Genomic DNA, 22,517 nt, shown 5'->3' on the forward strand with positions numbered 1-22,517 from the left:
TCGTCATCCGTCAGAACCACTTCGACCGTCGGCCGACCCATGCGCGCCATGAGCCCAGCATACTTCTACGGCTTTCCTAAGACTCGGGACACTAGTGGCTCGTCACGCAGCCTTGGCCGGGTAATCGACCTGCTGCCCATCGGCCAGCAGACTGTCTCCAAGATCGGATCTTGGAGGTGGTCGTGGGGCGTCGACCGAGTATGTTCGTCCGGCCGGTGAGCATGGAGGAGGGCCGGAAGCTGCAGCGGATCAGCCGGACCGCGAAGGATCCGGTGAAGCTCCGCCGGGCGATCGTGGTGCTGATGTCCGCCCAGGGCCAGACGGTCAAGGACATCACCGTGCTGATGCAGGTCAGTGAGGACTACGTCCGCGATGTCATCCACGCCTTCAATGAGCAGGGGCTGGACGCGCTGGACCCAAAATGGAGCGGGGGACGCCCCAAGACGATCAGTGACCAGGTGCGCGAACACATCTGCCTGATCGCCCGGACGTCCCCCGCCGACTGGAAGATCACCGCGTTCTCCACCTGGAGCCTGAGCAAGCTCGCCGACCACCTCGTCGAGCAGAAGGTGACCGCGGCCATCAGCCGGGAGACCCTGCGCCGGATCCTGCACGCCGGCAAGACCTCCTGGAAGACCACCACCACGTGGAAGGCGTCCACCGACCCGGAGTTCATCGCCGAGATGCACCGCGTCCTGGCGCTGTACGACACCCCGCCCGCCGACGGACGGGTGATATGCGTCGATGAGTTCGGGCCGCTGAACCTGATGCCCCGCAAGGGCAAGGCCTGGGGCCCGGTGAGGCGTCCGCGCAGGCTGCGGGCCACCTACAACCGCTACGGCGGCGTCAGGCAGATGCTCGCAGCCCTCGACCTGGCCACCGGCAAGCTGTACTACCGCATTCGCCCGCGCAAGCGGTGGAGCGAGTTCCTCGACCTCCTCAAGGTCCTGCGGGCCCGCTGGCCCGGGCAGAAGCTGTATGTGGTGCTGGACAACTTCTCCCCGCACAAGCACGCCAAGGTCCGCGCCTGGGCGGCCGGCAACGACATCGAGCTGGTCTTCCTGCCGACCTACGGCTCCTGGCTGAACTGGATCGAGGCCGAGTTCGCGGCCTTGCGCTACTTCGCACTCAACGGCACCGACCACCGCAGCCACGACGAACAGAACGCCGCCATCGCCGCCTACGTCCGCTGGCGCAACACCCGCGCGGAACCGAAGACGAAATTCGCGCCCGACTCACCGATCCGCTCATGGACGGATTACCCGGCCAAGGCTGCGTGACGAGCCACTAGACCGCTCCGACCAGTACTACCGGGAGTCGCTGGGCGTGGTGGCCACCCGGCTCTCCGACCTGACCGCCCTGAGGCCAGGGCTGACGGCGGAGCGGGCGACCGACATCCTGTGGTTCTACCTCGGTCACCACTCCTGGCGCCTGTGCGTGTCCGACCAGGGCTGGTCCTGGGAGGAGGCGGAGCGGTGGCTGGCCGAGCAGGTGTGGGCGGCGGTGCTCGGGATGTCGGCGCCGGCGTGGGTCCCGCGCCCAGAGCCGTGCCCGGAAAGCTCCCCTGCCGCGCTTGAGGCCGCCGGGACTTCGGCGGCCCGGTCCCTCGGGTCCCTGCGGCCGGTCCTGCGGGGACCGGCCCGCGGTGCCGCTTCGGCCGGGAGCCTTCCGTCGCAGTAGTGAAGCCGGTGCTTCCGGGAACGTCACACATATGTGTCTTGCAGGTCCGACGCCGTCCGTGCGCGGATCCATCCGCGTGCGCTCCCGCAATGAAGGCAACCGGCTCGGCGTGCGGTGAACTGCCCGCCCTTCCCCAGACCTTGACAGATGCCGCGCCTCGTCACAGCCTATGGCCACCAGTTATGGCAACGTTGTCAGATCCCGGAGCCACACCGCACCAGTTCGGCTCGTGCCACCCGCCCACCCTGTGATTGGACGACTCACATGGCCGACCAGGCGAGTCCATCGCACCGCCCCTCCCGGCGCACCGTCGTGGCCACCGGCTACACGCTGCTGGCCGGGTTCAGCCTCGGCACGGTGTTCCCGGCCGCCGCGGGGCCGCCGAGCCCGCCGAGGACCGGCCCGCCTCCGGCCCCGCGGCCACCGGACCCGCCGCCTCCGGCGAACTCGCCGCGTACCGCCCGGTCGAGGTCCCCTCAGGCGTACGCGCCCACGCCGGCCGAGTTCGCGGTGGACGGCATCGGCGACCGGGGCGTTCGCGGCACCGGATGGCGTGCCGGGGCGGGCGAGGACCCGCAGTGGATCTCGGTGGACCTCCAGGCGGAGTGCCGGGTCGACTGGATCCGCCTCACCTTCGAGGCCGACGCGAGCGACCCGGTGTTCACCCCGCCGAGCAGCGGCAACCCGCACCAGGGCACCACCGGCAAGGAGATCCAGTCGAGCTACGCGACCGAGTTCGTCGTCGAGACCTCGAAGGATCACCGTTCCTGGACGAGCGTGTACCGGACCACCGCGGGCACCGGCGGCCGGGTCGACATCCAGCTGCCGCGGCCCGCGGAGGCCCGCTGGGTGCGGATGGCCGCCCGGCGGCGCTCCAGCCCCCTCGCGCTCGGCGTCAACGGCTTCGAGGTGTACGGCACCGTCAGGGGCCACCGCCCGACGGTCACCGGCTGGACCGACTGGGGCACCCACCGCACCCCCGCACCGGCGCTCGCCGTCGCCGCCGACGGCACCGTGCCCCTGGGGTCCGGCTGGACCCTCACCCTGGACGACCGGGCCGGCGGCGACGGCGCCCATCTGTCCACCACCGGCGTCGACACCAGCCGCTGGCTGCCCGCGACCGTGCCCGGCAGTCCTCGGCTCCCTCGTCGAACAGGGCAAGCTCCCCGACCCGGTCGCCGGGCTCAACAACCTGCACGTCCCGGAGGCCCTGTCGCGCCACTCCTGGTGGTACAAGCGCGACTTCGACCTGCCGCGCGGTCTGCGCACCGGCGCCGGACGCCACACCTGGCTGGAGTTCGACGGCGTCAACCACCAGGCGGACATCTGGCTCAACGGGCGGCAGGCCGGCACCGTCACCTTCCCCTTCGCCCGCCGCCCTCGACGTCACCCGGCTGCTGGCGGACAACGGCCGCAACGCGCTCGCCGTGCGGGTCACCCCCATGCCGGTGTCCGGCAGCCCCGGCGACAAGGGCCCCGACGGCTCGGTGTGGGTGGACGCGGGCGCAGACCAGATGAACCGCAACTCGCCCACGTACCTGGCCTCTGCGGGCTGGGACTGGATGCCGGCGGTCCGCGACCGCGGGGCCGGCCTGTGGAACCACGTCCGGCTGCGCTCCACCGGGCACGTCGTCATCGGCGACCCGCGCGTGACACCGTGCTGCCGCATCTGCCCGACCTGTCGGCCGCCGAACTGACCGTCACCGTACCGGTCCGCAACGCCGACACCACCGAGCACCGCACCACCGTCACCGCTGCCTTCGACGGCATACGAGTCTCCCGCACGGTCACCGTCCAGGCGGGCACGAGCCTGGACGTCGTCTTCACCCCGGACGTCTACGCCCGGCTGCGGATCAAGAACCCGGACCTGTGGTGGCCCAACGGCCTCGGCGAGCCCGTCCTGCACGAGCTGACCCTCACCGCCGAGACCGGCGGCACGGTGAGCGACCGGCGCACCACCCGCTTCGGCATCCGCCAGTTCGGCTACGCCTTCGACACCCCGCTGCCCTTCACCCCGTCCGCCGACGCGTACACCCAGTCCGTCGACCTCGGCGCGCAGCACGCCCGGTACGTACGGATCCGCTGTCTGACCCGGGCGACCGGCTGGGGCAGCTCCCTGTGGGCCCTCTCGGTCCTTGACTCCGCCCGGCCCGGCACCGACCTCGCCCTGCACGCTCCCGCCGCCGCCTCCAGCCAGGACCAGGACGACCACGGCCCCGGCAACGTCACCGACGGCGACGCGGGCACCCGCTGGGCCTCCGAGTGGCAGGACGATCAGTGGCTGCGGGTCGACCTCGGCTCGGTGCTGGACTTCGACCGGGTCGACCTGGTCTGGGAGCAGGCGTACGCGTTGACGTACGTGGTGCAGGTTTCGGCGGACGGCACCGGCTGGACGGACGCGAAGACCGTCGACAACACGGCCGTGCCACTGCCCTTCAACAGCGGCGACGCCAGCCTGCGCGTTACCGACTTCGCCCCGCGCACCGCCCGGTACGTGCGTATCGACTGCGGTTTGCGCAACACCAGTTGGGGCAACTCGCTGTGGTCGCTGGCCGTCGTCGACAGCACCGCGCCCGGCACCGACCTCGCCCTGCACCGCACGGCGACCGCCTCCAGCGACGACGGCGAAGGACACTCGGCCGCGCACGCCACCGACGGCAACCCCGGCACCCGCTGGTCTTCCGCCTACGAGGACCACCAGTGGATCCAGGTCGACCTGGGCTCGGCCCGTCGCTTCGACCGGGTCGCGGTCCTGTGGGAGCAGGCGTACCCGAAGACGTACGCGATCAAGGTGTCCGACGACGGGAACGCCTGGAGCGACGTCACGACCGTCTCCAACACACCCGACCCGCTGAAGCTCAGCGTCAACGGTGTGCGGGTGCTGGTGCGCGGCGGCAACTGGGGCTTGCTGCGCCGCATGCCCGCCGACCGCATGGACACGGCGGTACGCATGCACCGCGACATGAACTTCACGATGATCCGCAACTGGGTCGGCAGCAGCAACCGCGAGGAGTTCTACGCCGCCTGCGACGCGCACGGCATCCTGGTGTGGAACGACTTCCCCAACGCCTGGAGCATGGACCCGCCGGACCACGACGCCTACAACGCCATCGCCCGCGACACCGTTCTGCGCTACCGCATCCACCCGAGCGTCGCCGTCTGGTGCGGCGCCAACGAGGGCATCCCGCCCGCCGTCATCGACCAGGGCATGCGCGAGGCCGTCGAGAAGGGGGCGCCCGGCATCCTCTACCAGAACAACTCCGCCGGCGGCCCTTACGGCTGGGTGGAACCCGCTCGGTACTTCGACTCGGCCACCTACGGCAGCAAGAACTTCGGCTTCCACACTGAGATCGGCATGCCCGTCGTCTCTACCGCCGCCAACACTCGCCGGATGACCGGCGACGAGTCCGAGTGGCCCATCCGCGGCTTCTGATCCTACCACGACTGGAGCGAACACGGGAACCAGGCACCGCAGAACTACAAGGCGACCATCGAGACACGTCTGGGCACCGCCCGCGACCTGGACGACTTCACGGCCAAGGCGCAGTTCGTCAACTACGAGAACTTCCGCGCCATGTTCGAGGCCTGGAACGCCCACCTGTGGGAGGATGCCAGCGGCCTGATGCTCTGGATGTCCCACCCGGCCTGGCACAGCACCGTCTGGCAGACCTACGACTACGACTTCGACGTCAACGGCGCCTACTACGGGGCCCGCACCGCCTGCGAGCCGCTGCACGTCCAGGCGGACCCGGTGGAGGGCGAGGTGATCGCCGTCAACACACACCCGGGCCGCGCTGCACGGGGCCGCGGTCACCGCCGAGACGTACACCCTGGACGGCCGCCGCAGCGGGCCCGTCCGCAGCGCCCGGGTCGACGTTCCGGCCGCCGCCACCACGCGGGCCCTGACCGCCGTCCTCAGCGACGATCTGCCCGACCTGCACCTGCTGCGCCTGAGCCTGCGGAGCGCCGGGGGAGAGACACTGTCCCGCAACACCTACTGGCGCTACCGCACACCGGGGGCGATGCGTGGGCTCAACCAGCTGAAGCAGGTCAGGCTGGCCGTGTCCATCTCCCACGTCTCCCGCCACGGCGTCCGGCGCGAGGCGACGGCCACCGTTCGCAACCAGGGCAGCGCCGTCGCCGCGATGGTCCGCCTCTCGCTGCTGGACGCCCACGGGGGCGAGCGGGTGCTGCCCACGCTCTACGGCGACAACTACCTGTGGCTGCTGCCCGGCGAGGCGCGGACGGTCACCCTGTCCTGGCCTGCCGCGGCGCTGCCCTCGAACCAGGCGGCGCTGCGCGTGGAGGGATACAACGCACAACCGGTCAGCCTGCGCCTCTGACGGGCCGGTGACAGTGCGCGGGCAGTCACACATATGCCAGAAGATCTTGCCGTTCAGAACATGCGTTCTATAGCATGTGTGCGTCCGTCAGATTTCCACACCACGAGGGGTGTTGCCTTGTCCGGCAAGTCCGTTTCTCTGCGCGCCGTCACCACTGTCGTCGGGGCGGCCCTGGCCGCCGGCACTCTGCTGTCGAGCGGTTCGGCGCAGGCGGCGACCGCCTCGATCGGCGCCGGCCGCGTCCAGCTCTGCGCACAGGGCAACTACGCGGCCTACCTGGTGTTCAACACCGCGCAGCAGGATCTCCAGGGGACGGCCACCTCCACCGTCGCCCAGGGGAGCTGCCAGACCTTCGGCATCGTGAACTACGGCGGTGGCAGACAGACCAGCATCAGTGTGATCGGCAGATACAACACCAGCAATGACACGTTCTACGTGGGCGGCCTCAACGTGGACCCCACGGGCGGCGGCTGGAAGTTCTTCGCACAGGGCACGACCGGTCACGCCGGGACGGACTCGAAGCTCGTCATCGAGGCGAGCCCGCGCAGCTGACACCCCGCTGGCCGGTCAGGCGCTCACGTGCCCGGCCGGCCGGACCCGCATCAGCCGCCGTAGCGGTTGCAGGTGAGGACCTTGAGCGTGCCGTCGGTCAGGCAGACGCGCACGAAGGCCGCTCCGCCGGGGGCGTCCGCGTCCACCTGGATCTGGAATGTGTGGGTGTTCCCGCAGGCCGTTTCCTGGGACAGCGGCTCGTTGTGCGACAGTTCGTGCCCGGCGCTGTCGAGGGTGTGGCCGATCGTGCTCCGGCAGGTCTCGTAGGACGCGTCGCTGACCGACTTGTGTACCCCCTTCACCACGACCTAGCGGGCGTACCAGGTGATGGTGCCGTCCGTCCAGGTGTTGCCGTTGGCCACGTGGAAGTCGTGGGCGGCGGCGCGCGCCTCGGCGCCGGGTGCGGTCAGCAGGGCGGCCGCCGTGAGCGCGGCGAGGCCGGGCCAGGTGCCGGTGCGCATGGGGTCTCCAGGGCGTCGGAGGGGCTCAACCGCCGTAGCCGTTGCAGCTGATGGCCGTGTAGTAGCCGTCGGCGAGGCAGACACGCACGAAGGCGGCACCGCCCTCGACGTCCGCGGGCACGACGAAGTCGAAGGACTTCGAGGTCGAGCAGGCCTCGTCCATCGGGTGCGAGGCGTTCATCGTCAGCAGGTCGCCGTGGCTGTCGAGAGTGTAGCCCAGGGTGTTCCGGCAGCCCTCGACCGTCGAAGCAACCGACTTCTGCACGCCCTCCACCAGGACCGACCTGTTGTAGAAAGTCACGGTGCTATCCGTCCACGTGTTTCCGTTGGGGACGTGGAAGTGGTAGGCGACCGCCGGCTGGGCCTGAGCGGCGGGCGCGCCGGTGAGGGTGCCGGTGACGAGGACGGCCGCGCCGAGACCGGCGGCCAGGTGCGTGAGCATACGGTCTCCAGACATGGCGCGGGCCGGGCTTCCCCGGAAGGACATCCCAATCGTGTTGTGAAGCCGCAGCCGTGACGGGAGGTGAAGCACGGTAGCACGCTCCGTCACGGATCGCCGGCCACAGGACGTTGAGGCGTCGGCGGGCCAGAGCGAGCAGGGCCTGCTTGTGTCCCTTCCCCTCGCTCCGCTTGCGCCGGTAGTACGCCTTGGAAACCGGGCACGCCGGCAGGCTGGCCATCGCCGAGAGGTACATGGCCCGCAGCAGCCCGCGGTGGTAGCGGCGGGGTCTGCGCAGGTTGCCGCTGACGCGGCCGGAGTCGCGAGGCTGCGGAGCCAGGCCGGCGAACCCGGCCAGGCGGTCGGCGCTGCCGAAGGCGTCCATGTCTCCGCCGGTGGTGGCGATGAACTCGGCCCCGAGTCTGGGGCCCATGCCGGGCAGGCTGAGGATCACCTCGGCGTGCGGATGCTCGCGGAACCGGGCCTCGATGAGGGCATCGAGTTCGGCGATCTCCTCGTCGAGGGCCATCACCCCCTTCGAGAGGCGGGCCACCATGGCGGCGACCAGCGTCTCGCCGGGCAGCGCGGTCATCTGAGCCTGGGCAGCTTCCACGGCCATCTTGGCGACGGTGGCGGCTCCGCGGACCTTGCGGCTCTTCAGCCACATCACGATCCGCCTGGCGCCCGCGCGGCGGATCGCGGCCGGAGTCTGGTAGCCTGTCAGCAGCGTGACGTGCCCCTTCTGCATGAGGTCCACCGAACGTTCCAACGCCGGAAAAATTTCCAGGAGTTGAGCCCTGAGTCGGTTGATCTGCCGGGTGTGGTCGAAGACGACGTCCAGGCGCCGGGTGGTCAGCGTGCGCAGATCGACAGCCAACTCGTCCCCTGGCCGCAGCACCCCCAAATCGCGGCGGACGCGAGCCTGGTCAGCGATGACGAAGGCATCGCGCTCGTCCGTCTTTCCCTCACCGCGGTAAGACGCCGAGGCCCGGTGCACGGCAAGACCGGTGAGGTAGGTCATGGGCTGGCCATGCGAGAGCAGCAGTCCGATGAGCAGGGCGTCGCCGCCGTGATTGAGGTCGACCGCCCACAGCACGTCGGTGGATATCGCAAGGACATCACCGGTCAGCTCCAGCAGCTCGGACTCGTCATTCAGTACGCGGCGGGACAGCAACCGTTCGCCGTCCCCGTTGATCGCCATCGCATGGTGGTGCGTCTTGCCGATGTCCACTCCGGCCCAGATCTCCGGCACGGTCACCTCCGCCAGCTCGTCGCCACGTCAACCCAGCAGACGACCTCGCTGACGTTGTCCTATGCAGCGATCGAGCCGCGTCTCCCAATTGGCGGTCGAGTCGTCGCGGGGCCCCGGGCGGCCATGTCCTTCAAGCCATCCAGCGGCTCACCCATGACAGCCATACCCCGGGCCCCTGGGCCTCACCGATCTTACGAATGACCCGTTCAGACCCACATCAATAGATAGGACGCTCCCACGATAGGGCGGCCCACCGGCGGGGACCAGAGGCCGAACCGGTGGTCCTGGCCGCGGGACGGCCGCGTGTCCCGCGAGCCGAGGCGCGGCACCCGGGGGCCACCGAAGAAGCCCACATGAGTGCCAGTCACATGAGTCCCTCACCAGGTGAAAAAATGTGCGTTGCGACCGTGATAGGACACGTGCAACGGCCACGCAGGTATTCAGGCCGTCCGGCGGCACATGTCACCGGCTCCTCCTCTCCGCAGGAGTCACCTTGAAGAAACGGTTCACACATCGGTGGGCACCGACCCTGGTGGGGGCCACTGTCCTCGCCCTGTCGGTTCCGCTCGCCGCGCCCGCCGAAGCGTCGGTCCCCCCGCCCGCCGCAGCGGGCGGGCAGACCGCCCGTCGCCTACCGCCGGGCACGCACACGACGACGTTGATCACCGGTGACGTCGTCACCACCCGGCAGTCCGCCGGAACCGGTCCGGCCGGCGGGACGGTCGAGGTCACCGGCCCGGACGGCGGTCCCGCCGAAGCCCATGTCACGGAGGCGGGCGGCAAGCTGTACGTGTACCCGGACACGGCCCTGCCCTACGTCGCCCGAGGCACGCTGGACCGGCGGTTGTTCGACGTCACCGGGCTCGTCGCCGCCGGGTACGATGATGCGGGCCGCGACCGGCTGCCGCTGATCGTCTCCTACGGTGCCGACCGGGCCGGGGCCCGGCAGGCCACACCGCCGGTCGGCGCGACCCGCGCCCGGGAGATCAGCAGCCTGCACGGAGCCGCCCTGGCCCAGAGCCGCGCTCAGGCCGCGGACTTCTGGGCGGCCGTCACCGCAGGAACCGCCTCCCGCACCGGCGCGGGCCGGGCGGCCGGCGTCTTCGGCCAGGGCATCGAGCACATCTGGCTGGACGGAAAGGTGCGGGCGGACCTCGCCGACAGCACCGCCCGGATCGGCGCCCCAAGATCTGGGCGAGTGGTGACACCGGTCAGGGTGTCGACGTCGCCGTACTGGACACCGGGGTGGACGCCGCCCACCCGGACCTGGCGGACCGGATCACGGCCGCCAGGAGCTTCGTACCCGACGAGGACGTCACCGACCGCAACGGCCACGGCACGCACGTCGCCTCGACGGTCGCCGGGACCGGCGCGGCCTCCGGCGGAAAGGAGCGCGGCGTCGCGCCCGGCGCCTCGCTCCACATCGGCAAGGTGCTCTCCGACGAAGGGTGGGGCCAGGATTCCTGGATCATCGCCGGAATCGAGTGGGCCGCCCGCGACCAGCACGCCAGAATCGTCAACATGAGCCTCGGCTCGGCCGAGCCGTCCGACGGGACCGAGCCGGAGAGCGAGGCGGTGAACCGGCTCAGCGCGGAGACCGGCGCGCTGTTCGTCACCGCGGCGGGTAACACCGGGGTGCCCGGTGGCATCGGAGGCCCGGTGCCGCCGACGCCGCGCTGACCGTGGGCGCCGTCGATGGCGCGGACTCCGTGGCGGACTTCTCCAGCCAGGGCCCGCGCGTGGGCGACGGGGCGCTGAAACCGGAGCTCACCGCACCGGGCGTCGACATCCTCGCCGCGCGTTCGCGGTACGCGCCCGAGGGATCGGGCAGCTACCAGACGCTCAGCGGCACCTCCATGGCCGCCCCCACGTCGCCGGTGCCGCCGCCCTCCTGGCGCGCGCCCGCCCAGGACTGACGGGCGCCCAGCTCAAGGACCTGCTCACCAGCACCTCCGCTCTCACCCCCCGGTACGACGCCTTCCATGCGGGCAGCGGACGCGTGGACGTCGCGGCGGCAGCGGCGGCGAGTGTGTTCGCGTCGGCCACCGCGTACGCGGGACAGGCACCGCAGGGCGGCTCGGGCAGCGTGCTCCGGCGGCCGGTGACGTACACCAACACCTAGGCAGAGCCAGTCTGGCTCACCCTGTCGGTGGCGGCCCCGAACGCGCCCGCCGGGCTCTTCGGGCTGTCGGCGGACGAGGTGACCGTGCCCGCGCACGGCACGGCCGGTGTCACGGTCGCCATCGACACCGCACGGGTGCCGGGCAACGGCCGCTACAGCGGGCAGATCCTGGCGACCGGGCCCACCGGCACACCGCTCGCCCACACCGCCGTCTCGCTCGGTGACGTGGCGCACAGGCTGAGGCTGGTGCTCAAGGACGCCCACGGCGGCCCCATGCCTGGTGTCGTCCAGATCCTCAGGTCCGGCGAGCACGACCCGATGTTCATCATGGTCGGCGATTCCGGAACCACGGACATGTTCCTCCCGAACGACGTGTACTCGGTGCTGGCGTTCAAGGACGTCCAGGGTGTGCACGGCCCGCTTTCCCTGGGCATGGCGCTGCTCGGTGACCCGGAGGTGACCCTCGACCACGACACCACCGTCACGCTGGACGCGGCGAGGACACGCCGGATCGACATGACCACACCGGAGCGGACCGAGACCACCTACCAGCGGCTGGAGTACAGCCGCTCGATGGGCGGCGCCGCCTGGCGCGACTTCATGGAGACCCAGACCAGCTACGACAGCCTGTGGGCTCAGCCCACCGCCTCGCGCGTGCGGCACGGTGACTTCCACATGGCGGCCCGGTGGCGCAAGGAGAAACCCGCGCTCAGTGTCTCCACGGCCACCACCGACTTCACGGACGTACTGCGTCAGACAGGTGTGACGCCGTTGCCCGAGGGCCGGCGCACGCTGCGCGCGGTCGTCGCGGGCAACGGCTCGGCGGCTGACCACAAGGGAATCGACGCACGCGGCAAGGCCGTTGTCGTACGGCGTGCCGCCGGGGTCGGTGACGCCGAGCAGGCCCGTGCCGCCGCGGCGGCCGGTGCGCGGCTGCTGCTCGTCGTGAACGACCTGCCGGGGCGGCAGCTCCGTGAGTACGGCAGCGACCCCTTCACCCCGGCCGCGCTGGACGTCGCCCTGCTGAGCACGGACGAGGGCGAGAAACTGGCCGACCAGGTGCGACACGGCCGGAACACCCTCACGGTCACCTCCGTACCGGCCAGTCCGTACGTGTACGACCTGATGCAGACCTGGCACAACGAGATTCCCGCGGACCTGGTCGTCAAGGGCGGACCGCGCAACCTGGCCCGCGTCGACGTGTCCTTCGACAGCCCGGATGCGACGCGCGGCGGCGGTGAGTACCGCTTCGACTGGCCCTCGTACTCCGACTGGGGTATCGGGACGACGACGCGCGAGCCGGTGAACAGCTGGCGCGTCGACTGGGTCTCCACCACAGAGGACAACCGGTGGGCGCAGGAGGCGTACGTCGACAACCTGCTGTACGAGATCGAGCCCAGACGCGCCTACCGGGCGGGCAGCCGGCAGACGCAGAAGTGGTTCGGGCCGGTCGCGCGTCCGTACCTCAACGACAACTACAAGTCGCCGAGCCGCAGCGGTCAGCGGCTGAGCGCCGACGTACCGGGCTGGGGCGGCGGCGACCACGTCGGGATGTCCATGGACTACGAGCGGACCCGCCAGACCCTCACCCTTTCCCAGGACGCCACGGTGCTAGGCCGCAGCACTACGGGTACGGTCGTGGCGGGTGACGCGCCCTCGGCACGCCCGCTGCCCTACCGGCTGGTCGTCGAGAACAGCCGGGACGCGACCGTCAGCCCCTATTCCGCAGGCACCCGCACCGAGTGGGACTTCGTCTCCGGGGCCGCGGACGCCCAGGCGGTGCTTCCCCTGCTGCAACTCGACTACGCCGTCGCGACGGACGGCGCGGGCCGGGCGGGCAGGCGGGCCGGTCTCACGGTCACCGCACTGCACCTGCCCGGGGCGGCGGGCGCGGGCCGCGTCGACCGGCTCACCGTCGAGGTGTCGTACGACGACGGCCACCACTGGCAGCGGCTGCGGGGCCGGGGCGACGGCGGGCACTACGCCCTGGACGCGCCGCGCGGAGCCCGCTTCGTCTCGCTCCGGGTGAGCGCCGGTGACACGGCGGGCAACACCGTGCTCCAGACCGTCGACCGCGCCTTCGGCCTGCGCTGAGAGGCCGTCACTCGACAGCGGGCCGGTGAGCGGTCGCGCCGGACGTCACGGGGCGAGCGGGACCTGCCGGCGGTCCGGCAGGTCCCCCGAGTGTTCTCGCCGGACCGGGAGGGGGCTGCTGGCAGGGGGGTGCCGTCCGCTCTCAGCGGGGGACGTCCGCTCCCGTACGCGGCAGGAGTGCACCGGTGCCGGCGGACGTGCCTTCGGGCAGGTCCGCCGGCACCAGCGTGGTGAGCGCCTCCAGGTCCGGCGCGGCCAGGGAGGCCAGCCGGCCCGCCTGGCGGGTCATCATGGTCTCCAGCAACTGACGGGCCAGACGTGCGTTGCCGAAGGACCGGGTGCGCGGCAGGGCGTCGAGGTGGACGCGCAGCGCCTCGCGGGTCGCGGGCGCGCACACGTATCCCGCCGTGCCCGCCTGCTCGTCGATGATGGACAGCAGTTCGTCGGTGGAGTAGTCCTCGAAGGCGACATGGCGGGAGAAGCGGGACGCCAGGCCCGGGTTGGAGGCCAGGAAGCCCTCCATCTCCTCCGGGTAGCCCGCGACGATCACCACCACCTCGTCACGGCGGTCCTCCATCAGCTTCAGCAGGGTGTCGACGGCCTCCCGGCCGAAGTCCTGCGAGGAGTGCGCGGGCGTCAGCGTGTACGCCTCGTCGATGAACAGCACACCGCCCACCGCCTCCTCGAACTTCTCCGTGGTGAGCTGGGCCGTGTGCCCGATGTACCGTCCCACCAGGTCGGCGCGGCTCACCTCGACGAGCTGGCCGCTCGTGAGAACACCGAAGGAGCGCAGCAGCTCGGCGTACAGCCGGGCCACCGTGGTCTTGCCCGTGCCGGGCGGCCCGGAGAACACCAGGTGGTGGCTGACCGCGGGCGTGGGCAGGCCCACCGCCGCGCGCTGCCGGTAGGCGGTGAGCAGATCGACGATGCCACCGACCTCCCGCTTGACCGCCGCCAGGCCGGTCATGGCGCGCAGCCGGGTGAGCGCACTCGACTCTCCGGGCTCCTTCCTGACCTCCGCACGCACCTCCTGGGCCTCGTCGGCGCCCACGTCCTCGGGGACCATGAGCATCAGATCGGCCTCGCTCGCGTCCTGCTGGGCAGCCAGCCGCAGCGACTGCCGGTCGATCATCTCCTCGAACACCTGGCGGGCGGCCCGGCCGTTGCCGAACGTCGCGTCCCGCCGCATCCGGGAGAAGCGGATGCCGAGCGCCTCCCGCGCGAGCGGATCGAGGACGTACCGGTGGGTGGCACACATGTTCTCGGTGATGGTGACCAGTTCGTCCACCGAGTAGTTCTCGAACTCGATCGTGCGGGTGAACCGCGAGGCCATACCGGGGTTGGCGGCCAGGAAATCCGCCATCTCCTTCGGATATCCCGCGACGATCACCACGGTGTCGTCCCGGTGGTCCTCGATCAGTTTGACGAGAGTGTCGATGGCCTCCTGCCCGAAGTCGACGGAGGAGCCCTTGCTGTCGGACAGCAGGGTGTACGCCTCGTCGATGAACAGCACACCCCCCTGGGCCCGTTCGAACACCTCCGTCGTCTTGATCGCCGTACCGCCGATCACCTGGGCGACCAGATCGGCCCGGGACACCTCGACGATATGGCCCGAGGACAGCATCCCCAGACTCGCCAGGATCCCGCCATACAGCCGGGCCACGGTGGTCTTGCCGGTGCCGGGCGGCCCGGCGAAGACCAGGTGACGGCTCATGGGCGGGGCCGGGATGCCGAGCCGGGCCCGCCGCTGGGCGAGCTTGCCCAGGCTGACGAGCATCTCGACCTGCTCCTTGACGTTGTCCAGGCCGATGAGCGCGTTGAGTTCCGCGACCAGCGCGTTCTCCGGCGGCTGGCTCTCCTGGCCGCCGGGCGCGGCCGGCGCGCCGCTACCGGGCGCCTCCTCAGCGGGCGGCTTCGTACCGGAGTCCGGGGTCTTGTTGTCGAGGCTGGTCAGTCCGGACAGGGTGAAGTCGGCACCCGGGCACGCGTGTTTCAGCCCGGCGCCCCGGTTCGACCGTACGGTGCAGTCGGTCACCTCCACCGGGCCGCCCGACTCGATACGCACCCCGTCGCCGGTGTTCCCGCTGAACTCGCACCCCTTGAGCGCCGCCCGGCCGCCCGCCGCGACCAGCGCGCCGTGCCCGCCGGACCCCAGGACCCGGGTTCTGACCAATGTCAGCTCGCCCTTGCCCTCGACGGCGGCGCCCGACGCGGAGGAGCCGGAGATCTCGCAGTCGCGCAGCGTGCCCAGACCCTCCGCGCCCACCGAGACACCCGAGCCGCCCGCGCCGCGCAGCGCCGAGTTGCCCATGTGCGGGTTGCCACCCGCCTCGATCCGCAGCGCGTGCCCGCCGCAGTCGCCGACCTCGCAGTCCTCGAACCGGCCGCGGGCCTGCCCCGTGACCTGGATGCCCGCACCGCGCGCCTCGGTGACGCGGGCCCGGCGCAGCAGCGGATTGGCGCCCGAGGCCACCGACATTCCGGTGCCGCCCGCCCGCACCACGTCCAACTGGTCGAACTCGGCGGCGGATTCGCCCTCCAGCAGCAGCCCCGTGCCCTTGCTGTCCGTGATCCGGGCGCCCGTGAAGGACGGCGTGCTGGAGTCCTCGACGCGGACGGCCGCCTCGGCGGCGCCGTCGAAGGCGCAGTTCGCGAAGTAGCCGCGGGAGCGCCCGGTGACGTACACACCGCTGCCCGCAGTCGCGGAGGTCTCGCAGTACGATAGCTGCGGGTCGGAGCGGTCGGCGACGACGAAGCCGTGTCCGGCCGAGCGGTGCACCGCCACGTGTGACAGCTCGGTGCGCACCGAACTCGACACATGCACACCGAGTGAGCAGTCCCGCAGCGTGGTCCGCACAACCTTCAGCGCCGTACCGCCCTCCAGCGCCACGCCGGGCTTCTCGGTGGACGTGATCTCGCAGTCCTCCACGACCCCGCGCGACTGCCCGTTGGCCAGCACGCCGTTGCCCCGGGCGTCGCGCAGCCGACAGTTGCGCACCGTCACCCGGCCCTCCTCGCTGACCACGACCGCCGAGGTGCCCAGGTTCTCGATCAGGCAGTCCTCGATCACGCTGCCCGTCGAACCGGCCTCCACCACACCCGCGCCGGCGGGATTGGTGACCCGGCACGACCGCATAGCCAGCGACCCGCTGCCTCGGCTGAGCAGCGCCGTCCAGCCCGCCCCCAGGATCTCGCAGCCGTCCAGGGCGACCTGTCCGCGCACCGCGTCGATCACCGGCAGCTCGCCCTCACCGGCGCGCAGCAGCAGATCGGTGAGCATCACGGCGTCCGCGGCGAGCGTCACCGCCGCCCCCTTGGCCGGGGCGATCTCCACGCTGCCGCGTGGACCGTCGGCGACGATCGTCACCCTGTTCTGCACGACCAGGGTCTCCCGGTAACTGCCCGGACGGACGCTGATGATCGCCCCCGGGCGGGCGCCGAGCAGAGCCGCGCCGATCGTCGTGTGGTCGCAGCCGTCCTGCTGCCCGACGGTGATCAGATGGCGGGCCACGGCTGCTCCTCCCCCTCGTGTGCGGACGGCCGGGCCGGGGCGCCGGCGGGGGGCGCGGCGGGACCCGCGCCACAGGCACGGCGGTGCGCGCTCTGCATGGTGATTACCTCTTCGGGGTGGGGTACCCGGCCGGGCTGGTCGGCCGGGCCGTGTTCAGTGCTGTGTCCCGGCGGCCCAGAGAACGCGGCCGTCGGTGGTGAGGATCGTGACGTTGCCGTCGTTCTGGAGGATGAGCCGGGCGCCGTCGTTGCCGCCCGAACCGGCCGACCACCGGGTCTGCTGCGCGGCCGTACGCACGGCGAGGTCGCCGTCCGACTGGAAGACGGCGTAGTTGCCCTGGCCGGAGGTGTGCGAGGACCAGCGGACCGCGCCGTTCTCGTCCGTGATGACGAGGTCGCCGTCCGAACGCATCGTCAGGTGCGTCCGGTTGGAGGCGATGCTCTGCCCGGGGCGCAGGACGCGGGTGCCGCTGACGACCTCGGTGGTCCACTTGGGGTTGGGCTTGGGGTCCGGCTTGGGCTCGGGGTCCGACTCCGGCTTCGATTCGGGCTTCGGTTCCGGCTTCGGCTTCGGTTCCGGCTTCGGCTCCGGTTCGGGAGAGTCGTTCGGCTCCGTGGTGGGTGTGGTGGTGACGGGGCTGGAGCCGGTGGCCTGGCCGTGGGGTGCGTCGGGGGCGACGTCGGTGGGTTCGAGGGGGGGCAGGGCGGTTTTGGCGGGGGTGGAGGCCGCGGCGCGTGCCTGGGGCGCGGCGGATCCGGCCGCGGACGCGGCCGTGGTGCCGGTCGTGGCCTCGCGTGCGCGGGCGGTGGCCGGCGTCGAGGCCGCGGACTCGGACGCGGGCTTCGGCGCGGTGGCCGTGGTCCGCGCGGAGGCGGTGGCCTGGGTCGTGCCGCCGGGCTTCTCGGCGGACGCCGGCGCGACCGAAGCGGCCTTGGCGGAGGTGGCCTTGGCGGGTGTCGTCCTGGCGGCCGCGGTTTTCGCGGGCGGGTTCGCGGCTGCCGCGGTGTGGGCCGTCGCGTTCCCGCCGGGTACGGACTCGGCCGCCGCGGTGTGCTGCGGCGCGGTGGGGCGGGCCGGGGACGACGCGTTGGCCGCCCTCGCGGACGAGGCGTCCGAGGGCGACGTCCGGCCGCCCGCCGCGACGGCGGTGCCCGCCGGGTCCGCGGCGAGGGCCTGCGGCACGGCGGGGGAGTCGGCCGCCGGGTGGCCGGCCGCCGCTGCGGCCGGAGCGTGCCACGCACCCGCGTCCGGGTCCATGAGCCCGTCGGCGGAGCCGTTGCCGCCGTCGTCGTCGGAGGTGGCGATCGGCAACTGGCTGGGATAGGCGTCCGGATGCCGGTCCGCGGTGCCGCCCGGAAGCTTGGCGACGGGGTCAGCGGGGCCCATGCCCTCGTAGGTGCGCATGTGGTCCTTGCCGTGGGAGGCGAGGAACGGCGTGGCGGCGATGACCGCGCCCGCGACCGCCGCCGCAACCAGGAAGGGCCGTTCGGTGACCCGCGCGGCGAAGCCGGTGCCCGGAGTCCGGCGCGGCCCCTGGGGCGCGCCGGACTCCGCCGCCTCGCCGGACGCCTCGGCGCCGGCCTCCCGGCCCTCCTGGCCGGTGCCGCCCGGCCGCCAGGCGTCCGGATCCGCCTCTGGCGCCGGTTCCCGGCTCCGGGCCGCGGACAGGGCCGTGGCCAGCGCCTGCGCGGTCTTCTCGTCCTGCTCGGTGCCCAGCGGGTCGGCCGGGGCGAAGGGGCTCATGCTCGCCCCGTCCGGCATCGGCAGTGCGGCGGCCCGCCGGATCCGCGGAGCGGTGGTGGCGGGATCCGTTCCGGCCGATGCGTGTGGCCTGGCAGCGGACCTCGGTGTTCGGGGAGACATGGAACTCCTTGTGAAGTGGGCGGATGACGGTGCGCAGGGGTGGTGGGTGGGCGTGGGGGAGATCCGGTCGCGGTTCAGGGCGGACCGGCGAGGGCGGCGGTCGGCAGTGCGAGGGCCGTGCGCAGCCGTTTGAGCAGGGCGGTGTCCGCGCCGGACAGTCCCGCCGTACCCGACGAGCGGTCGTGCGGGGGCAGTTCGCGCAGCAGACCGACCGTCGCCGGGCCGCGGCGTACGACGTCCAGGACGCGGAAGCCCGAGTGCTGGGAGAACAGGATCTCCCTGCCCTCCCCGTCCATGAGGGCACCGGTGCGGCGGCCGGTCACCGACCAGATGAGCACATGATCGGCCGGTGGCGCGGGATACGCGGCCTCCACCGCCGTACCCCGCATCGGCACCACGCTGTCCAGGCGCGTCCCCACCAGGTCGGGTGTCAGACGGGCGGCGAGACCGGGGGTGGTGCCGACCACGGCACCGCGGTAGGAGGGGAGCCTGCGCAGTCCCCACTCCAGGCAGCGCAGCAACGTCAGCGTCGACTCGTCCTCGTCCACCACGGCCGTGCCCAGTTCGGCCGTGTCCACGGCGGTCAAGTACACGTGTACGGCGGCCAGATGGGCGAGCGTGGCGCCGCCGGTGTCCTGGGCGCGCATACCGGGCACGCGGGTCATGGCCTGGGCCGCGGCCTTGGCGTGACGCTCCCAGAACGGACCGAGCGAGGCACGGAGCCGCTCGTGGTCGGTCTGCGCGGACGACGACTGCGGGACTGACGATTGTGGGGCCGGCGGCTGTGGGGCCGACGGCCGCTCGACCGGCGCGGAGCGGGACCGGGTGTCCGGGGCCGGCGGACGGGGTCGCGGCTCCTCGGACACGGGCGGTACGAGAGTGACCGTCGCAGGCGTGGCTCCCAAGGGAGCCGCCGCGTTCTCCGCGGCTCCGGCTCCGGCTCCGGCTCCGGCTCCCGCACCGGCGGTCGCGTACGTGGGCCTTCCGGAAGGTTCGACCGGCACATCGGGCACGTCCGGCGCCGGGGAGGCTTCCGGAGCGTGGGCTGACGTGGTCGCCAGAGGAACCCCCGGCACGGACGCCTCCGGCTCCGGAGCGGCGGAGGGCACCTCGCCGCCCTCCGCCGCGCCGCTCTCCTCCGGCTCCGGGGCCGCCTCCCCCTCGGCTCCGGACCCGTCCGGGGCCTGCGCCGTCCGCTCCGGTGCCAGCAGCGAGAAGCCGTGCCGGACGGCGAGCCGCCGCAACGTGTCCATGCCCTTGGCGCCGAGGACGCCGTGGACGTGCACGACGGTCCGTTCCCGCTCCTCGGGTTCCATGTCCCGCAGGAGCGCGTCCAGATGCGGCCAGAGGGAGTCGTCCAGCGCGCGGCGGGGCGCGCCGAGATCGACGGCCACCACGTCGGACGCGACCGGCCGGTCCGCCGCGGCGCGCGGCGGGCGGGTGCTGCGCGGGCCGATCCACAGCCCGGCCGGCGTCACCGCCGCCTTCCAGCGGCCGTCGAGCGGCAGCGCGTCCGGCTCCGTACCAGCCGTGCTCCCGCCGCCCAGCCCGGCCGGTGCGCGCCAGGCGCCCACCCGGACCGGCGGCCGGACACCGTCCCTGACCGGCGGGCAGACCACGGACTCCACATACGGCCGCCAGGAGGGTGTGCCGTCGGCGCCGACCATGCGGAGGGACACGGAGCTCTCCCCGGGCACGGCACCCTCGGTGATCACCGGCACCCCATGGGCCACTTGGGTCTCGGCGTCGATCAGGTCGGCCACGGCCTGCCCGGTGCCGATCAGGTCCTGGCCGTCCAGGGACAGCAGCCGCACCGACCGGCGCAGCCGCCCCGGCAGCGCGGCCAGGACGTCCGCCAACGCCTCCGCGGGCACATGCGGGGCACCGAGCAGCACATGGGGCCGGTCCGGGTCGGGCGGTACGGCGTAGGGCAGGGCGTGCACCACCGGAGCGGTGGCCTGGGCCGGGCGGACCAGGAGGCCCGCCGGGACCGCTTCGACCACGTGTCCGCCGGCCGTCTCCCGGCCCACCCGCTCCAGCGCGGGTTCCCAGTCGGGGACCGGCAGCCGGCTGCCGACCCGCCGGGGCACCTCACCGGTGGAGAAGTGCCACCAGCCCCCGGGCGCGCCGGGCAGGTCCGGCGAGAACAGCGAACCGTCCGGTACGACGACGGCGGCCCCGGCCGTGGCCAGTACGTCGAAGCCCCAGCGCTCGCAGAGCAGCCGGGCCGCGGAGTGCCGTCCGCCGGCCTCGTCCGCGCCCGCCGACATCACCAGCCGCAGCACACGTATGTCGGACTTGCGGCTCTCCTCAAGCGCCGGTGCCAGCTCGTCGCACAGGGCGTCCACGCCCCCGTCGCCCAGGGACGAACCCACCACGACGACGGTCTCGTCCTCGCCCACGGGCCCCAGCAGACCGGCGATGTCCCGCAGTGGCGCGGGCGGACGGTCGCCCAGATGCACGAGATGGACCCGTTCGGCGCCGGCTGTCACCGTCAGCGACCCGGCGGCGCGGACACCGCCACGCCCGGCACGCCGCCCGGCACCGCGCCGGATCACTGCCCGCTCCCTGCTCGGCTGATGGTCATGCGGTCCTCACAGCTCTGGTCGCGTTGGTGATGTCACGGTCGCATCGATACCCACCCATGTGTTCGTGGCACATGGGTGAGTCCGGTACGGTTCTGACCGGCCGCGCCAGGCCGGAGGAGCGGAGCGGGGCATCCGAGGGTGTCCCGTACGCTCCGGCGTCACACGTGGTCTCCGGAGCCGACTCGTAGCCACATGTGCGGTGCCGGACACGAGCTTACCCGGCGCCACCGCGACCGGCGACGGATGTCCCGCGGCCGGCGGCCACCGGCCCATCACGCTCAGGGGATTCAGCGCATGAACGACGAGAGCACCTCCTTCCGTCCCGCTCGCGGACGGGTTCGCCGGCGCGTCCTGCGGCCCGCCGTCGTGTTGCCCCTCCTGGGCTCGCTGGCCGTCTGCGCCGCCCCCTTCCCGGCGGCGGCCACGCCGAACTCGGGGGCGGCCGTGGCCGGTTCGCCCGCCGACCCGCCGAAGCTGCCGCTGATTCCTCCGGCGCTCAGCTCCAGCACGGCCGCCTGCACCAAGCCGTCGAAGGTCCGGGTGGACGCGGTGCCCTGGGCGCAGCAGAGCCTGAACCTGGCTCGCGCCGGACGCTACAGCCAGGGGGCCGGGGTGCTGGTGGGCGTGGTCGACACTGGGGTGTCACCGCAGGCGCCGCTGCTCGCCGGGCGGGTCCAGGCGTCCGGGAGCGCCGCCCAGGACTGCGTGGGCCACGGCACGTTCCTCGCCGGTCTGGTCGCGGCGGCGCCCGCTCCCGGCGGCGGCTTCAGCGGTGTGGCACCCCGGGCCCGTGTCATCGGCGCCCGGGGGACCGACACGTTCGGTACGGCCAGCGCATCCCGGGTCGCGGAGGGCATCGAGGCGGTGGTGGCGGCCGGCGCGAAGATCGTCGTCGTGTCGGCCGCGCTGCCCGCCCCCAGCACCGCGCTCACCTCGGCCGTGTCGGCGGCGCAGGCGCACGACGTGCTGGTGATCGCCCCGGCGGCGCCCGACACCAGGCCCTCCGGGTCCGGTCAGGACGAGGGCGCCGCTCCCACCGCCTACTGGCCCGCAGCGGCTGACGGGGTGCTCTCCGTGGTGGACACCGACATCGACGGCGGCCGGTCCCAGGGCGCCGTCCCGGTACCCGGGCACGCCGATCTCGCCGCGCCCGGGTACGGGATCACCGGCATCGGCCCGTCCGGTACCGGCGTCTACGTCGCCAACGGGCCCTCGGTCGCCGCCGCGTTCGTCGCCGGCGCCGCCGCCCTGGTCCGCGCCCAGCGGCCCACGCTGAGCGCGCGGGAGACCGCCGACCGGCTGAGGGCGAGCGCCGCGCACGCGGAGGTGCCACTCCTCGACCCCGCGGCGGCGCTCAGCATGGTGCTGCCCTCGGCGGCACCGGCCGTGGGGCAGGATGACACGGCGGTCCGTCTGCCCGGCCCCGGGCCCCGCAGCGACGTCGTACGGCGTGCGGGACTGCTGGCGGGGGCCGGACTGCTGGTGGCGGTGGGCGTGGCGGCAGCGGCGGCCCTGGCCCGGGCCCGCCGGAAGCGGCGCTCCGCCGGACACGGACCGGCGTGAGACGGGTCCGCCCCGGTACCGCCCCCGGCTCCTCGTGAGCCGGGGGCGG

Annotated in this window: 18 protein-coding genes and 3 pseudogenes; 13 read left to right on the forward strand and 8 right to left on the reverse strand. The window is 72.6% G+C overall.

Annotated features, from left to right (window positions below; genetic code table 11):
- The first annotated feature begins 221 nt into the window (after positions 1-221).
- The 3 genes and pseudogenes from ACFC02_RS28170 to ACFC02_RS28180 form a co-directional block, all read left to right on the forward strand.
- On the forward strand, positions 222-1,280 hold the full coding sequence (locus ACFC02_RS28170) for an IS630 family transposase (RefSeq protein WP_376363025.1): 1,059 nt from the start codon (positions 222-224) through the stop codon (positions 1,278-1,280).
- A 46-nt stretch (positions 1,281-1,326) separates the two neighbouring features.
- Entirely contained in the window at positions 1,327-1,680 is a 354-nt protein-coding gene (locus ACFC02_RS28175; protein ID WP_376362957.1) for a hypothetical protein, read from the forward strand.
- Between the two features lie 264 nt (positions 1,681-1,944).
- Positions 1,945-2,478: pseudogene (locus ACFC02_RS28180) on the forward strand (discoidin domain-containing protein); the annotation flags it as partial.
- On the opposite strand, the gene ACFC02_RS28185 reads toward ACFC02_RS28180, so the two are convergent.
- The gene (locus tag ACFC02_RS28185) at positions 2,439-2,648 is read right to left on the reverse strand and encodes a hypothetical protein (protein WP_376363034.1); all 210 of its coding nucleotides are present in this window, start codon (positions 2,646-2,648) and stop codon (positions 2,439-2,441) included. The pseudogene ACFC02_RS28180 and the gene ACFC02_RS28185 sit on opposite strands and share 40 nt — an antisense overlap.
- Before the next feature lie 224 nt (positions 2,649-2,872).
- Between ACFC02_RS28185 and ACFC02_RS28190 the strand changes: the two are divergent.
- The 5 genes and pseudogenes from ACFC02_RS28190 to ACFC02_RS28210 all read left to right on the forward strand — a co-directional run.
- Positions 2,873-2,980 (forward strand): annotated as a pseudogene (locus tag ACFC02_RS28190) (hypothetical protein); the annotation flags it as partial.
- Between the two features lie 127 nt (positions 2,981-3,107).
- Complete coding sequence (locus tag ACFC02_RS28195; RefSeq protein ID WP_376363037.1) at positions 3,108-3,377, forward strand: hypothetical protein; 270 nt, start codon at positions 3,108-3,110, stop codon at positions 3,375-3,377.
- A complete protein-coding gene (locus tag ACFC02_RS28200; RefSeq protein ID WP_376363028.1) occupies positions 3,338-5,113 on the forward strand; it encodes a discoidin domain-containing protein in 1,776 nt (591 codons plus the stop codon). The genes ACFC02_RS28195 and ACFC02_RS28200 overlap by 40 nt, the downstream gene beginning before the upstream one ends.
- A gap of 589 nt (positions 5,114-5,702) precedes the next feature.
- Positions 5,703-6,023 (forward strand): glycoside hydrolase family 2 protein, encoded by a 321-nt coding sequence (locus ACFC02_RS28205; protein ID WP_376362960.1) that lies wholly within the window; start codon positions 5,703-5,705, stop codon positions 6,021-6,023.
- Between the two features lie 117 nt (positions 6,024-6,140).
- Positions 6,141-6,575 carry a hypothetical protein gene (locus ACFC02_RS28210; protein WP_376362963.1) on the forward strand — a complete coding sequence of 145 codons (435 nt, stop codon included), beginning with the start codon at positions 6,141-6,143 and terminating at the stop codon, positions 6,573-6,575.
- Between the two features lie 50 nt (positions 6,576-6,625).
- Here ACFC02_RS28210 and ACFC02_RS28215 read toward each other — a convergent pair whose 3' ends face one another.
- From ACFC02_RS28215 to ACFC02_RS28230, 4 genes and pseudogenes are all read right to left on the reverse strand, one after another.
- The gene (locus tag ACFC02_RS28215) at positions 6,626-6,880 is read right to left on the reverse strand and encodes a hypothetical protein (protein ID WP_376362966.1); all 255 of its coding nucleotides are present in this window, start codon (positions 6,878-6,880) and stop codon (positions 6,626-6,628) included.
- Between the two features lie 3 nt (positions 6,881-6,883).
- Positions 6,884-7,036: a hypothetical protein gene (locus ACFC02_RS28220; protein ID WP_376362969.1), complete on the reverse strand. Its 153-nt coding sequence runs from the start codon at positions 7,034-7,036 to the stop codon at positions 6,884-6,886.
- A gap of 25 nt (positions 7,037-7,061) precedes the next feature.
- Entirely contained in the window at positions 7,062-7,337 is a 276-nt protein-coding gene (locus tag ACFC02_RS28225) for a hypothetical protein (RefSeq protein WP_376362972.1), read from the reverse strand.
- A 202-nt stretch (positions 7,338-7,539) separates the two neighbouring features.
- Positions 7,540-8,733 (reverse strand): annotated as a pseudogene (locus ACFC02_RS28230) (IS110 family transposase); the annotation flags it as partial.
- A 1,239-nt stretch (positions 8,734-9,972) separates the two neighbouring features.
- Here ACFC02_RS28230 and ACFC02_RS28235 point away from each other — a divergent pair.
- The 4 genes from ACFC02_RS28235 (at position 9,973) to ACFC02_RS28250 (ending at position 12,943) form a co-directional block, all read left to right on the forward strand.
- A complete protein-coding gene (locus ACFC02_RS28235; protein ID WP_376362975.1) occupies positions 9,973-10,407 on the forward strand; it encodes a S8 family serine peptidase in 435 nt (144 codons plus the stop codon).
- 2 nt (positions 10,408-10,409) lie between these two features.
- On the forward strand, positions 10,410-10,643 hold the full coding sequence (locus tag ACFC02_RS28240) for a S8 family serine peptidase (RefSeq protein ID WP_376362978.1): 234 nt from the start codon (positions 10,410-10,412) through the stop codon (positions 10,641-10,643).
- An 83-nt stretch (positions 10,644-10,726) separates the two neighbouring features.
- Complete coding sequence (locus ACFC02_RS28245; RefSeq protein ID WP_376362981.1) at positions 10,727-10,849, forward strand: hypothetical protein; 123 nt, start codon at positions 10,727-10,729, stop codon at positions 10,847-10,849.
- Between the two features lie 27 nt (positions 10,850-10,876).
- Positions 10,877-12,943, forward strand: coding sequence for a PA domain-containing protein (locus ACFC02_RS28250; protein ID WP_376362984.1), 2,067 nt, complete (start codon positions 10,877-10,879; stop codon positions 12,941-12,943).
- A 142-nt stretch (positions 12,944-13,085) separates the two neighbouring features.
- Here ACFC02_RS28250 and ACFC02_RS28255 read toward each other — a convergent pair whose 3' ends face one another.
- The 3 genes from ACFC02_RS28255 to ACFC02_RS28265 all read right to left on the reverse strand — a co-directional run bounded on the left by ACFC02_RS28255 (position 13,086) and on the right by ACFC02_RS28265 (position 20,875).
- Positions 13,086-16,454: a right-handed parallel beta-helix repeat-containing protein gene (locus tag ACFC02_RS28255; RefSeq protein ID WP_376362987.1), complete on the reverse strand. Its 3,369-nt coding sequence runs from the start codon at positions 16,452-16,454 to the stop codon at positions 13,086-13,088.
- A gap of 153 nt (positions 16,455-16,607) precedes the next feature.
- Positions 16,608-18,197 (reverse strand): hypothetical protein, encoded by a 1,590-nt coding sequence (locus ACFC02_RS28260; RefSeq protein ID WP_376362990.1) that lies wholly within the window; start codon positions 18,195-18,197, stop codon positions 16,608-16,610.
- A 194-nt stretch (positions 18,198-18,391) separates the two neighbouring features.
- Positions 18,392-20,875, reverse strand: coding sequence for a hypothetical protein (locus ACFC02_RS28265; RefSeq protein WP_376362993.1), 2,484 nt, complete (start codon positions 20,873-20,875; stop codon positions 18,392-18,394).
- Positions 20,876-21,199: 324 nt separating this feature from the next.
- On the opposite strand from ACFC02_RS28265, the gene ACFC02_RS28270 reads away from it, so the two are divergent.
- On the forward strand, positions 21,200-22,468 hold the full coding sequence (locus ACFC02_RS28270) for a S8 family serine peptidase (RefSeq protein ID WP_376362996.1): 1,269 nt from the start codon (positions 21,200-21,202) through the stop codon (positions 22,466-22,468).
- The last annotated feature ends 49 nt before the right edge of the window (positions 22,469-22,517 follow it).

The sequence above is a fragment of the Streptomyces sp. NPDC056160 genome (genome assembly GCF_042268205.1).
GTDB lineage: Bacteria > Actinomycetota > Actinomycetes > Streptomycetales > Streptomycetaceae > Streptomyces.